The sequence below is a fragment of the Paenibacillus cellulosilyticus genome (genome assembly GCF_003182255.1).
GTDB classification, from domain to species: domain Bacteria; phylum Bacillota; class Bacilli; order Paenibacillales; family Paenibacillaceae; genus Paenibacillus_T; species Paenibacillus_T cellulosilyticus.
Genome location: NZ_QGTQ01000056.1, coordinates 1 through 12,678 on the forward strand (window position 1 = coordinate 1; position 12,678 = coordinate 12,678).

At 52.3% G+C, this 12,678-nt stretch carries 10 protein-coding genes and 1 riboswitch; of the genes, 2 read left to right on the plus strand and 8 right to left on the minus strand.

The features are described from left to right. Positions 1-1,498: 1,498 nt before the first annotated feature. The 5 genes from DFQ01_RS30460 to DFQ01_RS30480 form a co-directional block, all read right to left on the minus strand. Positions 1,499-1,765, minus strand: a complete 267-nt coding sequence (locus DFQ01_RS30460) for a YqkE family protein (RefSeq protein WP_110047668.1) — start codon at positions 1,763-1,765, stop codon at positions 1,499-1,501. Between the two features lie 51 nt (positions 1,766-1,816). Continuing rightward, entirely contained in the window at positions 1,817-2,176 is a 360-nt protein-coding gene (locus DFQ01_RS30465) for an MmcQ/YjbR family DNA-binding protein (protein WP_174812796.1), read from the minus strand. 139 nt (positions 2,177-2,315) lie between these two features. Continuing rightward, a complete protein-coding gene (gene sdhB / locus DFQ01_RS30470; protein ID WP_110047669.1) occupies positions 2,316-3,080 on the minus strand; it encodes a succinate dehydrogenase iron-sulfur subunit in 765 nt (254 codons plus the stop codon). Positions 3,081-3,122: 42 nt separating this feature from the next. After that, complete coding sequence (gene sdhA / locus DFQ01_RS30475) at positions 3,123-4,871, minus strand: succinate dehydrogenase flavoprotein subunit (protein WP_110047670.1); 1,749 nt, start codon at positions 4,869-4,871, stop codon at positions 3,123-3,125. A gap of 26 nt (positions 4,872-4,897) precedes the next feature. Then, positions 4,898-5,572: a succinate dehydrogenase cytochrome b558 subunit gene (locus tag DFQ01_RS30480; protein ID WP_110047671.1), complete on the minus strand. Its 675-nt coding sequence runs from the start codon at positions 5,570-5,572 to the stop codon at positions 4,898-4,900. A gap of 232 nt (positions 5,573-5,804) precedes the next feature. Between DFQ01_RS30480 and DFQ01_RS30485 the strand changes: the two genes are divergently transcribed. Next, positions 5,805-6,701, plus strand: coding sequence for a LysR family transcriptional regulator (locus DFQ01_RS30485; RefSeq protein WP_110047672.1), 897 nt, complete (start codon positions 5,805-5,807; stop codon positions 6,699-6,701). Between the two features lie 126 nt (positions 6,702-6,827). Here the strand turns inward: DFQ01_RS30485 and DFQ01_RS30490 are convergent, their stop codons facing one another. Genes DFQ01_RS30490 through DFQ01_RS30500 form a run of 3 tightly spaced genes read right to left on the minus strand, consistent with a single transcriptional unit; the run spans position 6,828 to position 10,130 of the window. Beyond that, complete coding sequence (locus tag DFQ01_RS30490; RefSeq protein ID WP_110047673.1) at positions 6,828-8,054, minus strand: cation:proton antiporter; 1,227 nt, start codon at positions 8,052-8,054, stop codon at positions 6,828-6,830. A 34-nt stretch (positions 8,055-8,088) separates the two neighbouring features. Then, positions 8,089-8,748 (minus strand): potassium channel family protein, encoded by a 660-nt coding sequence (locus DFQ01_RS30495; RefSeq protein WP_110047674.1) that lies wholly within the window; start codon positions 8,746-8,748, stop codon positions 8,089-8,091. Between the two features lie 35 nt (positions 8,749-8,783). After that, complete coding sequence (locus tag DFQ01_RS30500; protein ID WP_110047675.1) at positions 8,784-10,130, minus strand: TrkH family potassium uptake protein; 1,347 nt, start codon at positions 10,128-10,130, stop codon at positions 8,784-8,786. A 79-nt stretch (positions 10,131-10,209) separates the two neighbouring features. Continuing rightward, positions 10,210-10,414, minus strand: a riboswitch (cyclic di-AMP (ydaO/yuaA leader). Positions 10,415-10,687: 273 nt separating this feature from the next. Here DFQ01_RS30500 and DFQ01_RS30505 point away from each other — a divergent pair. Next, positions 10,688-12,316, plus strand: coding sequence for a CPBP family intramembrane glutamic endopeptidase (locus tag DFQ01_RS30505; protein WP_110047676.1), 1,629 nt, complete (start codon positions 10,688-10,690; stop codon positions 12,314-12,316). The last annotated feature ends 362 nt before the right edge of the window (positions 12,317-12,678 follow it).

Below are 12,678 nucleotides of genomic sequence, written 5' to 3' on the forward strand. Positions count from 1 at the left end.
TGCTATTTATCGCGAAAGAATGCTGTCACAGGCAGCTTAGTAACGGGGTTTCTGTATGAGTGTGTTTTCAAACTGCACTTTTTTTGACAACTCCACTCGACCGAGTTAAGGGGCCCACCCCTTTAGTACCGCTATTTAGTGCGTTCACGATACGGCTTATTCGCCGGACTTAGGATACTTATATGTACTCTAAACCACCACTGTGGCTCGTTCACCGGACATTGCTTTCTTCACTAAGATGACTCGTAAGTAACGAGAAGTCCCATCCATTCGAGCTCCAACCAAAAGCGTGTCCCACAGGGACGACAAGCGACTCTAAGCACGCACCAATATTCGAACGCCGACCAAGCCACGCCACCATTCCAACGTACCTCGATACATCAGACGTAAAGCGTGTCCCACAGGGACGTAAGCGAGCGCACGCTCCAGCGTACCTAAAACAGTCCTGCGGGATTCCAAAGGGTGCAACCCTTGGAGCCCTCCCTCTCGGGAGAGGGAGGGTTTGGGTGGGTGTGCGAAAAATGAAAAGTGGGGTTCCTAAGGGGCGAAGCCCCTCCCCCGCTCGAGCTCCAACCAAAAGCGTGTCCCGCAGGGACGACAAGCGTCTCTAAGCACGCACCAATGTTCGAACGCCGACCAAGCCACGCCACCATTCCACCGCACCTCGATACATCAGACATAGAGCGTGTCCCAGGGACGAAAGCGAGCGCACACTCCTGCATACCTAAAACAGTCCTGCGGGATTCCAAAGGGTGCAACCCTTGGAGCCCTCCCTCTCGGGAGAGGGAGGGTTTGGGTGGGTGTGCGAAAAATGAAAAGTGGGGTTCCTAAGGGGCGCAGCCCCTCCCCCGCTCGAGCTCCAACCAAAAGCGTGTCCCGCAGGGACGACAAGCGACTCTAAGCACGCACCAATATTCGAACGCCGACCAAGCCACGCCACCATTCCACCGTACCTAGGTACATCAGACATAGAGCGTGTCCCACAGGGACGTAAGCGAGCGCACGCTCCACCATACCTAGAACAGTCCTGCGGGATTCCAAAGGGTGCAACCCTTGGAGCCCTCCCTCTCGGGAGAGGGAGGGCTTGGGTGGGTGTGCGAAAAATGAAAAGTGGGGTTCCTAAGGGGCGCAGCCCCTCCCCCGCTCGAGCTTCAACCAAAAGCGTGTCCCGCAGGGACGACAAGCGTCTCTAAGCACGCACCAATGTTCGAGCGCCGACCAAGCCACACCACCATTCCACCGTACCTAGATACATCAGACGTAAAGCGTGTCCCACAGGGACGTAAGCGAGCGCACGCTCCACCATACCTAGAACAGTCCTGCGGGATTCCAAAGGGTGCAACCCTTGGAGCCCTCCCTCTCGGGAGAGGGAGGGTTTGGGTGGGTGTGCGAAACTGGGGTTCCAAAGGGGCGTAGCCCCTAGTCAAGAAAAGCGGGGTCCAAAGGGGCGCAGCCCCTAGTCTAATTAAGCGGGGGTCTCAAGGGGCAGCAGCCCCTCCTACGACTTGTGCTTCCGCCAATCCAACTTACTATTGTTCAGCAAATATTCGAAGTCGTTGTCTAAACGCTTCTGCTCGGCCTTGCGAGCTTCCTCGGCGCGGACGCGCTCAGCTTCCTTGCGCTTGTCTTCGTCTGCCTTCAGCTGCTCTTGCTGCTGCTTCAGCTTGCTGAGTACGTCAGAGCCGAGCAGATCCTTTAGCGTTGCAGGCTTATCCGACTGCTGCGACTGTGATTGCCCGCTATGCTGTCTCTGCTGCTTTTTCATGTCTTCCCCTCCTCTATTCGCATCATGCGCTGCGCTTCGTGCACAATGCTCTTATTTTTTCGTTATTAACCCCATCTGTTCCCGCTGAGACTTCGTTAGTCCTCGTACCACGAGGTCGTAGGAGTGGTCGATCATATCTTGGATCTCTTCTTCTAAGATTAACGGTCCTAACGTCACCGTATTCCAATGTTTTTTGTTCAGATGGTACCCTGGCTTGATCGCCTCTGGATTCTGCTCCCGCAGATTTAGCGCAATCGCTGGATCACATTTGAGCGAGACCGAGTCGGGCGAGATGAGCGCGAACATTTTACCTCCGACCTTCACCACCAGCGGTTCCGGACCAAACGGATAGGTTTCCTCTGTATACAGCTTTGACAAGCAGTACGTCTTCACCAGCTCATAATCGATCATATTGCCTCTCCTCATGAACGACATGACTTACCTTTTCCCGGGAAATATTGTCGAAAGCACATCCGCTCTTAGGTGTACAAAAACGCCGGCAGTGAATTCTGCCGGCGTCTTAAGGCTTATGTGCATGTGCGATTGTGCATTACATGCCAAGCCATTTTTTGAACAGGTGCTTCGTCGTGTCCTTGTTGATTGCAGCGATGGACGTCGTAAGTGGAATCCCCTTCGGACATGCGCGTACGCAGTTTTGCGAGTTACCGCAACCTTCGATACCGCCGTCTTCCATCAGTGCATCCAGACGCTCTTCCTTGTGCATCTCACCCGTTGGGTGCGTGTTGAACAAGCGAGCCTGCGAGATCGCAGCTGGGCCGATAAAGCTGCTGCGGTCGTTCACGTTCGGGCAAGACTCGAGGCAAACGCCGCAAGTCATGCACTTGGACAGCTCGTATGCCCATTGACGCTTCGTCTCCGCCATACGAGGACCAGGACCCAGATCGTACGTACCGTCGATTGGGATCCATGCTTTTACACGTTTAAGGGCATTAAACATGCGCTCGCGGTTAATAACCAAGTCACGTACAACTGGGAACGTGCGCATTGGCTCCAAACGGATCGGCTGCTCGAGCTTATCGATCAGCGCGCTGCACGCTTGGCGTGGTTTGCCGTTAATAACCATCGAGCAAGCGCCGCACACTTCCTCGAGACAGTTCGATTCCCAGCATACCGGCGCCGTACCGGAACCATCCGCTTTCGTCGGATTGCGCTGAATTTCCATCAGCGCGCTTATGACGTTCATATTATTACGGTAAGGCACTTCGAACTCTTCCGTGTACGGTGCCGCATCCGGACCGTCCTGACGGGAGATGATAAGCTTTACCGTTTTGGCTGCAACAGTCGTTTCCGCCATCGTTATCCCCTCCTAAAATGCTTCGCAAGCATTCGCTTTGACTTAGTGCTTATTGCTCGAGTAGTCGCGTTTACGCGGCTTGATCAGCGAAGTGTCGACATCTTCATAAGAGATTTTCGGACCTTCCGCCGTCCAGGACGCGATCGTCGTCTTCAAGAACTTGTCGTCGTCGCGATCTGGGAACTCTGGTTTGTAGTGAGCGCCACGGCTCTCGTCACGCAGCAATGCGCCGAGCGTCATCGACTCCGCAAGCTCAAGCATGTTCCACAGCTGGCGCGTGAACGCAACGCCGGAGTTGTTCCAACGAGCCGTGTCGTTGATGTTGATCTTCGTGTAGCGCTGCTTCAGTTCTTTGATCTTATCGATCGTTTGCTGCAGGCGGTCGTTATAGCGAACAACGGTCATATTGTTCGTCATCCATTCGCCGAGCTCTTTATGCAGAACGTAGCTGTTCTCCGTGCCATCCATCTTCAGGATGCTCTCGTATTTCGCAGCTTGCTCATTCTTCGCGCGATCGAAGACGGAAGATGCAATGTCTTCAGCCGATTTCTTCAGACCTTTGATGTACTCAACCGCTTTAGGACCCGTCACCATACCGCCGAAGATTGCCGACAGCAGCGAGTTCGCGCCCAGACGGTTCGCACCGTGGTACTGATAATCGCATTCGCCGCAAGCGAACAGACCCGGAATGTTCGTCATCTGGTTGTAGTCAACCCACAGACCGCCCATCGAGTAGTGCACAGCTGGGAAAATCTTCATTGGCAGTTTGCGAGGATCATCGCCCACGAATTTCTCATAGATCTCAATGATACCGCCGAGCTTAACGTCCAGCTCCTTCGGATCCTTGTGCGACAGGTCAAGGTAAACCATGTTCTCGCCATTGATGCCGAGCTTCTGGTCAACGCAGACGCTGAAAATTTCACGCGTAGCGATATCGCGCGGTACGAGGTTACCGTATGCAGGGTATTTCTCCTCGAGGAAGTACCAAGGCTTACCGTCTTTGTACGTCCAGATCCGTCCGCCCTCGCCACGTGCCGATTCCGACATGAGACGGTTCTTGTCGTCGCCTGGAATAGCCGTTGGGTGAATCTGAATCATCTCGCCGTTCGCGTAGTTAACGCCTTGTTGGTACACAGCGCTCGCTGCCGTACCTGTATTGATAACCGAGTTCGTCGTTTTGCCGAAAATAATGCCAGGGCCGCCCGTTGCGAGAATAACCGCATCCGCGCGCATCGTAACGACTTCCATCGTACGCAGGTCCTGCGCCGATACGCCGCGGCATACGCCGTCGTCGTCCAGCACCGCACCGAGGAATTCCCAGTGCTCGTATTTCGTTACGAGACCAGCTGTTTCCCAGCGGCGAACTTGCTCGTCCAATGCGTACAGCAGCTGCTGACCTGTCGTAGCGCCTGCGAATGCTGTACGGTGGTATTGCGTACCGCCGAAACGGCGGAAGTCAAGCAGACCCTCTGGCGTACGGCTGAACATAACGCCCATCCGGTCCATCAAGTGAATGATGCCAGGTGCTGCATCGCACATGGCTTTAACCGGCGGTTGGTTCGCCAAGAAGTCGCCGCCATAAACCGTATCGTCGAAGTGCTCCCACGGGGAGTCACCTTCACCCTTCGTATTAACCGCGCCGTTAATGCCGCCTTGCGCGCACACCGAGTGCGAACGCTTAACAGGCACGAGCGAGAACAGGTCGACGTGAACGCCGGCCTCTGCTGCTTTAATCGTCGCCATCAGGCCGGCCAAGCCGCCGCCGACGACAATAATTTTATTTTTAGCCATATCGAATCGCTCTCCTTATCGTGTTCCTAGCCGATCGGGTTCCATGCAGCCGTTACCGCTGCTGCTGCTTCCTTAAATTCGTCGCCCGTGAATGCTGCGATCGACAGGAGGAAGAGCACCGAGATAATGACGAAGAGAATCATGCAGATTCTAGACGAAATACGCTGCGCGCGTGGGCCAACCGTAATGCCCCAGCTGATCAGGAATGCCCACAGGCCGTTGCTGAAATGGAATACAGCTGCTAGTACGCCAATAACGTACAGAATCAAGCTAACCGGATGCGTGAAAATATCATGCATATGCGCGCCAAGCTCTTCGTGCGTCAGGTTACCAACCGCAACTTGGAAACGCGTCTCATACAGATGCCAGAAGATGAAGATGAACGTAATAACACCCGTTACACGTTGTGCAACGAATGCCCAGTTGCGGCCATAGCTGAACCGGCCTGCGTTCATGTTCGATTGGTAAGCCATGTACAGTCCGTATACACCGTGGAACAACAGCGGCAAGAAGATGCCGAAGATCTCCAAGAAGTACACGAGCGGAAGATCATTCAAAAATTTAACGCTTTTGTTGAAGCCCTCTGCCCCGCTCTCGAACGCGGAATAGTTCGTGATAGCATGCTCAATGATGAACAAGCCGAGCGGAATGACCCCAAGCAGGGAATGCAGCTTCCGCCAATGATACGAATTTGCTTTCATAAGTGGTGCGTTCTCCTTTCATAACTTCCCTTGTGAATTACGGTTAACAAAACATTTTCCATTGTACTCCTGAGCCCGTACAGCGTCAACAAAAGTCGACACAACTTAGCCACACTTTCCATCCTACTCCTTTTGAGCTTATAATGGAATTGCGTATTGTTGATAATTTCTTATAACTATATTGCATAAGTCCGCTTAAAACGAAGGATAGCTAAGGAAAAGAGGGTTCAGCTTGCTCGAAGATATGCTTGCATTCGCCATCGTGGTTGAACAATCCAGCATGAACAAGGCGTCTGTGCAATTAAATATGTCACAGCCTGCACTGTCCCGTCGCATCTCTAAGCTGGAAGAGGAGCTAGGTGTTGAGCTGTTCCGACGCATTGGCAAACGACTGGAGCTTACTCGTGTCGGTCAGTTGACCTACGAATATGCGCTGGAGCTTCGCACCCTCCATCAACGATACTTGCACACCGTCTCAGGCTTCCGTTCAGAGGGAGTCTCAGAAGTCACGATTGGCGCGAGCCTGACGACCCTACAAACAACGCTGCCTGACTTTATCCGGCTCATGAATGAAGAGCGCCCAGATCTCGACATTAAAGCCGTAACCGGCAAGACGCATGAGATTGTCTCGCTCGTTCGGGAGCGCAAGGTAGACTTCGGCATCGTCGCTTCCCGTATCCAAGATCCACAGCTGCACTGCGTACCGCTCTTCGATGACCATCTCGTCCTCGTCGCGCCGCGCAATCAGATTGTGACCGATCGTTGGCCGCTCACAATCGAGCAGATGAACGGACTTCCAATTATTCTGTTTACCAAAGGCACCTGGTATCGCACGCTGACAGACGAGGTATTCGAGAAATACAAGCTTGAGCCAGACGTCCGAATGGAGATCGACTCCTTCGAAGCGATCCTGCGGCTTCTCGTTACTTGCAGAGCAGCGACGTTACTGCCGCAATCGTATGTACGTCCGCAAATGCTTGACGCCAACGAACTGACGATCGTTCCAGTTCGCGAACTTGCAGAGACGAAGCGAACGACCTCGGTTATCTACGCCGCCCCTTCTGGACTGAGTTCTGCCGTTCGCTTATGGATCGACAACCTCGCGGCAACCTACCCGACCCGGATTTGAATAGAGACTTATACAGGAAATCGCGGCTGCATCTTATGGCTGCCGCGATTCTCTTAATTGTAGTATGAGCGGAATTGCTGGCATGTAGTCACCAGAAAACCCTATGATGGACTGTCCCGCGCTCACTCAACCCCGATCTACACCAAGCTTCTTCGCCAACCAGCCTGTCGTACTCGCTTGAAGCATAATCGTGAGAACAATCGCCATGAATGTGATGGATGCAATTATCGATGCATGCGGTATGCCAAGCCCGATGAGCATACCTGACAATGCCGCAGGAATAACCCCCGTCTCTCTCACCCACACCATGAACATCATTTCCTTCCACGTCCACTGCGCCTTACGATCCGGCCATGCACACAGCAGCACCGTCAATGGACGGGCGATGAACATAAGCACGAGCACAGCGATGAAGCTCTGCCAGCCGTATTGCGCAAGCAAGCCGAAGTCAACCTGACTGCCTAACAATACGAATATAAGCATACGCATGACGGCCGTTACATTGTCAGATACATGCGTCAGCTCCTGCTGTTTTTCTTCTATATAAATACCAAACAAATCCGAATTGCCCCAGATTAGACCAGCCGCAAACGCAGCCATAAATCCACTAACATGGAGCACATCGCCAACCACATACCCAGCGAGTGCCGTCCCCAGCATGGCAATCGCGGCAAACTCACGGAACAATCCGATTGATGCATGTGCGACGAGATATAAGATCGCGATACCCAATACAATACCGACCACAATGCCGCCAAGCGCCGTCTTCGCAAAATCAAATGCAACCGCTCCCACATTCAGCGTAGACTTGCCCGTAACCGCAGCGAGCAGCGCGAACGTCAGGATAGAACCAGTTGCGTCATTAAAGGCTGACTCACTCTCCACCGTCTCCCGTACCTTCTTCCGAATTCGCACCTGTCGGAACACAGGAATAATCGACGCTGGGTCCGTAGAAGCAATGACCGCGCCAGCGAGCAGCGCGATCAGCCAATCGATATCGAATATGATCCTAATGGCTGAGCCTGTCACAGCGATCGTTATCAGAACGCCTGGAACGCTGAGCAAGCCAACCGTCCAGCCGACCTTCCGTAAACCTTCAAGTCGAATATTGCGTCCACCATCGAACAGAATGAGCGTCGAGCCAACCGTCAAGATGAATTGATTAACCAGCGAGCTTGCCGGCTCATCAATCCAGTGAACGCCTTGACCAAGCAGCATGCCCGCAGCGATGAATAGGACTACATCCGGTAAGCGAAGAGCCGCAGCGATTCGGGCTGACCCGATACCTGCCGCGGCTGTTAGAATGAACAAAATTATAATGTGCTGGATTGTTGAAGCTGTTGTGCTCTCCACAGCCGATCTACCATCGCTTTCTTATCCAAGCAGCCTATTGTACAATGGCCTCTTCGAATTGTTCGATTTGTTTGTTCGTACCGATGACGACCATAACGTCTTGCTCAGCAAGTACTTCATCGGCCGTAGGTGCAATGATGACGCCGCCCTTTGGCTTGTTGATCGCCACAATACTGCAGCCGTAACGCGCCCTTGTGTTTATATCCTGCAGCGATTTGCCATTAAGGCATCTCGGCACTGCAAGCTCCGCAATGGTATATTCTTTGGACAGCTCAATATAGTCAAGCAGATTCGGGGATACGAGCTGGTGCGCGACACGAATGCCCATATCCCGCTCCGGATAGATCACTCGGTCAACGCCAAGCTTCTCCAATACACGGCCGTGCAGCTCGCTGAGTGCCTTAGCGACAACTGACTTAACGCCAATATCCTTTAATTGAATTGTAGCCAAAATACTCGACTGAATATCATCTCCGATCGCGACAATCCCGCAGTCGAAGTTGCGAACACCAAGCGCACGCAGCGTCTCTTCATCCGTTGCATCCGCCGCAACCACATGCGTGAGTACACGGCTCATGTCATCCACAGTCTCTTCATTCTTATCGATGCCAAGCACCTCGTAGCCAAGCTGGACAAGCTCCTTGCCTAGGCTGGAACCGAAGCGGCCCAGACCGATAATGACGAATTGTTTCATAACGTTCTCCTATCCCTCATCTTATCTATTTATTATTAACCAATAATGATTTTGCCTTCTGGATATCGGTACAGATCCTTCTCTGCCTTTGGTCCAAGCGCATAGGCAAGCGTGAGTGGTCCAAGCCGGCCGGCAAACATCGTGAAGCACAAAATAATTTTGCCGAAGTCAGATAAGGAAGGCGTTATGCCCGTGGACAAGCCTACCGTACCAAATGCCGAGGTTGCCTCGAACAGCAGCCTTAGAAATTCTCGGTCCTCCGTAGCGGAGAGCAGCATGGTGACAGCGATGACGAGCACGAGTGACAGCATCGTAATGGTCAGCGCCTTGAAAATCCGTTCGCGTGCCAAGCGGTATTTGAACAACACGATATCTTCTTTGCCACGAATCATTGCAATGACAGCACCAATCAGCGTCGTGAAGGTCGTCGTCTTGATGCCGCCCCCAGTAGATCCAGGAGATGCACCAATAAACATCAGAATGACCATGAAGAAAATGGTAGCATGACGCATGACGCCGATATCAATCGTATTTGCACCTGCTGTACGCGGCGTCACGGACTGGAACATCGCAGCCCAGATTTTGGCATCCCAATCAAGCGATCCTAAGGTTTGTTTGTTAGAAAACTCAAAGATAAAAATGATGATGGTTCCGACGATCAGCAGCGCGCTCGTCATCGTAAGTACAATTTTCGAATGAAGTGACAGCTTCTTGTTCTTCCGGTATTCGATCAGGTCAGACATAACGACGAAGCCAAGTCCGCCTAGAATAATAAGTCCCATTGCCGTTATATTGACGACTGGATCCCCGACATACATCGTCAAACTGCGGAATCCACCGAATAAATCAAAGCCTGCGTTGTTAAACATCGAGATGGAGTGCCAGATGCCGAAGTAGATCGCCCTGCCGATCGGCATGTCGAAGGCGAACCGCGATGCAAACAGCAACGCACCAGTCGCCTCAATAGCAAGCGAGTAAACAATGACTTTGCGGATCAGCCTTACGATGCCCTCCATGTTCGTCTGGTTCATCGCTTCCTGCAAAATAAGCCGTTCCTTCAGCGATATCCGCTTACGCAGCACGAGCGCGATAAGCGTCGCCATGGTCATGAAGCCGAGACCGCCTATCTGGATAAGCGAAATCAGCACAATTTGGCCAAAGGTTGTAAATTGCGTCCCTGTGTCAACCACGACGAGGCCTGTTACACAAGTTGCCGAAGTTGCGGTGAAGACGGCGTCTAAGTACCGTAAATAATGGCCGTCCGTGTTCGAAATTGGAAGCGACAGCAGCAGCCCGCCAAGCAATATGATGAGCGCAAAGCCCGTCACCAGAATACGCGGCGGCGACCAATTGAACAGCTTTCGTTTGTTAACGTTATACATCCGTAAATTCCTCTCTATATCCCATGAACAGGTCTAAGCGCACAAAAAAAGACATTGGAAACCCAATGCCGTCTGCGATGAGTTCTGTCCATGCAGCCTACGAGGTTAGCTGTCGGATTCGGGCCCGGATAGATCGCCCTATCAGCAAGGTAAGAACATCGTTCTCAACTGATGCTGAATTCACCCCAAGTTGCCGCGTCCGGCCGATGTGATCGGCTGCATCTACATAGACGGCAACGTTATGGTTCCCCCGTTTTCCATTGGAAATTCGGCTGTTGAATATTCGGTTAATGTCCAGTAACTCATCAAATTATATAGCGAAAAGGAGAAGGACACCAACAAGGATTTGTCACCAATTGAGACGATTTAAACCGAAAAAAAACGAATCTACGATACAAGCTTGTCATTAGCTGGACGCTGATCGTTATTTTACACGCTTGCGACAATTATCTAGCTTTTATCAGCGTCTCAATCGAGACATTGGCTCGGCCAACTGATCATATGATAAGGTTAGGGAACAAGCAGTTGCCGTCGTCCGGCATATCAAGGAGGGCCTTATGACCGATTATCCGCTGCTGCCGCAGCGCATCCCCCGCTCGATTAAGTTCGTTGGCCTCGTCGGCCTCATTATGTTCATTCTGCTGCAAATCGTGCCGATATTCGTATCCCCTTCAGACAGTGGCAGCTCGGAATCGTCTTCCGTCCTTACACGTGAGGAGGCGACGACCAAAGCAGTCGCTTTCGCCAAGTCTCGGTTCAATGAGCCGATCAGTCAGACGCATACCGTGCATCAGTCCGACAGTATGCTGTATGGCTATCTCTCGAAGGAGCAGAAGCTCGACTCCTATGGAAAAACGTACGATTCGAAGTTTCCAACCGACACGTTCCAGACCGAAATCAGCATGAAATCAGGTACGTTATTCGTGCAGGTTCATATGGAGAGCGGGCAAGTCACCGGCTGGACCTATCTCCCTGCATATACGGAAACGAAGACGAAAAACAATTATATGTCGGACTGGTCCCGGCTCATGGCTGCAAGACAAGCAGCTGTTACAGCGAGCGGGTTTCGCTTATCTGACCTAAAAGATTCGACGGTGTCAGGTAATGTGGTGACACTCCGTCCGAAGGGTTATACGATCGGTGACGCTGCTTTAACGGTCAAAGTAACCGTCGATTGGCCAGCTACCGCTGCCAAGCCTATTATTTTCAACTATGAACCGAAGTTCAATGCGCCGGTCAGCTATACATCGTATGTACAAGAGCAAAAAGAACTGGCCAGCACGCTGTCACTGTACGGCAGCATGCTCATGAACGCGCTGTTGTTCCTGCTTGCCATTATTACAGCTATTCGAATACGCAAAATCGCGTTATTTCGTCGTGGCTTGGTGCTCTGCCTGCTGTTCCTCGGCTTCTACATTGCAAACAACTACAACATGGCCGATGGCATTCGTGCGACACTCGGGATACGCGCTAATACGGAGGCGCTGACCGCAGGGGGCGTCTTCATATCCAATATTGTCACCGTGCTTATGGGACTTGCCATCTGGTTCAGCCTTGTCACCGGAGACGGATTATGGCGCAGAATCGGCAAACCGCTCTGGCTGCGCTACGGTGAGCCTGGCTATGGCCGTCATGTATGGAGCTCGATGAAAATATCGTACCCACTCGCTTTTGCTCTGCTAGGTGCACAAACTATACTGCTGCTCGGGCTCGATCGGTCTATCGGCTCATGGTCGACTACTAGCGTCGATTCGTCGCCATACAATATGGCGCTGCCGCTGCTCTTCCCGCTGCTCGCATGGTGCGCAGCAATATCGGAGGAAGCGTTATACCGATTGTTTGGTATCGCACTGTTCGAGCGGCTGTTCCGCCGCAGGTTCCTTGGGTGCCTGATGCCGACGGTGATTTGGGCGCTTGGGCATGTGTCGTATCCGGTGTTTCCGGCGTATAGCAGGCTGATTGAACTGACGATTGTGGGCCTCCTCTTCTGTTGGATATTTATACGCTTCGGCTTTATTACGGCGGTGTTTACGCATGCAATATTAGACACGGTGCTGATGTCGTTTGACCTGCTGATGATGGGATCGGCGATGAATGTGATCGCTGCGGTTGTTTATCTGGTGCTGCCGGTGGCGGTGGCTTGGGTGCTGATGAAGGTGGCGGGACGGCGTGAGGCTGTGGGCTAGAAGTGGTGGGAAAGTGCTAATAGATTGCTGGTGCGTGCGGTCGCTGCGCGGGTGAATGTTCTAAATGCTTTCCGGAGGAAAGCTGCATCGAAAGCATAAGCTCTGCATCACCACAATAGTTGTCTTACTTCCCTGCTGACGCCTTAGTTTTGCTAAGTATGGGTACTTTTTAGAAGATTAGAGTCTAGGTTAGTCTGGCCAAACATTCCTGTAGAGTCTAAGATTTGAGCTTGGACAAAAAAAGGAGCGCCTCGTATGATGGGGGTGTGAACGGATCAATGTCCTAAAACCCATCAGGAGGCGCTGTATATGAAGTTTACTCGAAATGACCCAACAAATCAACGTATCGAACGAATTACCAA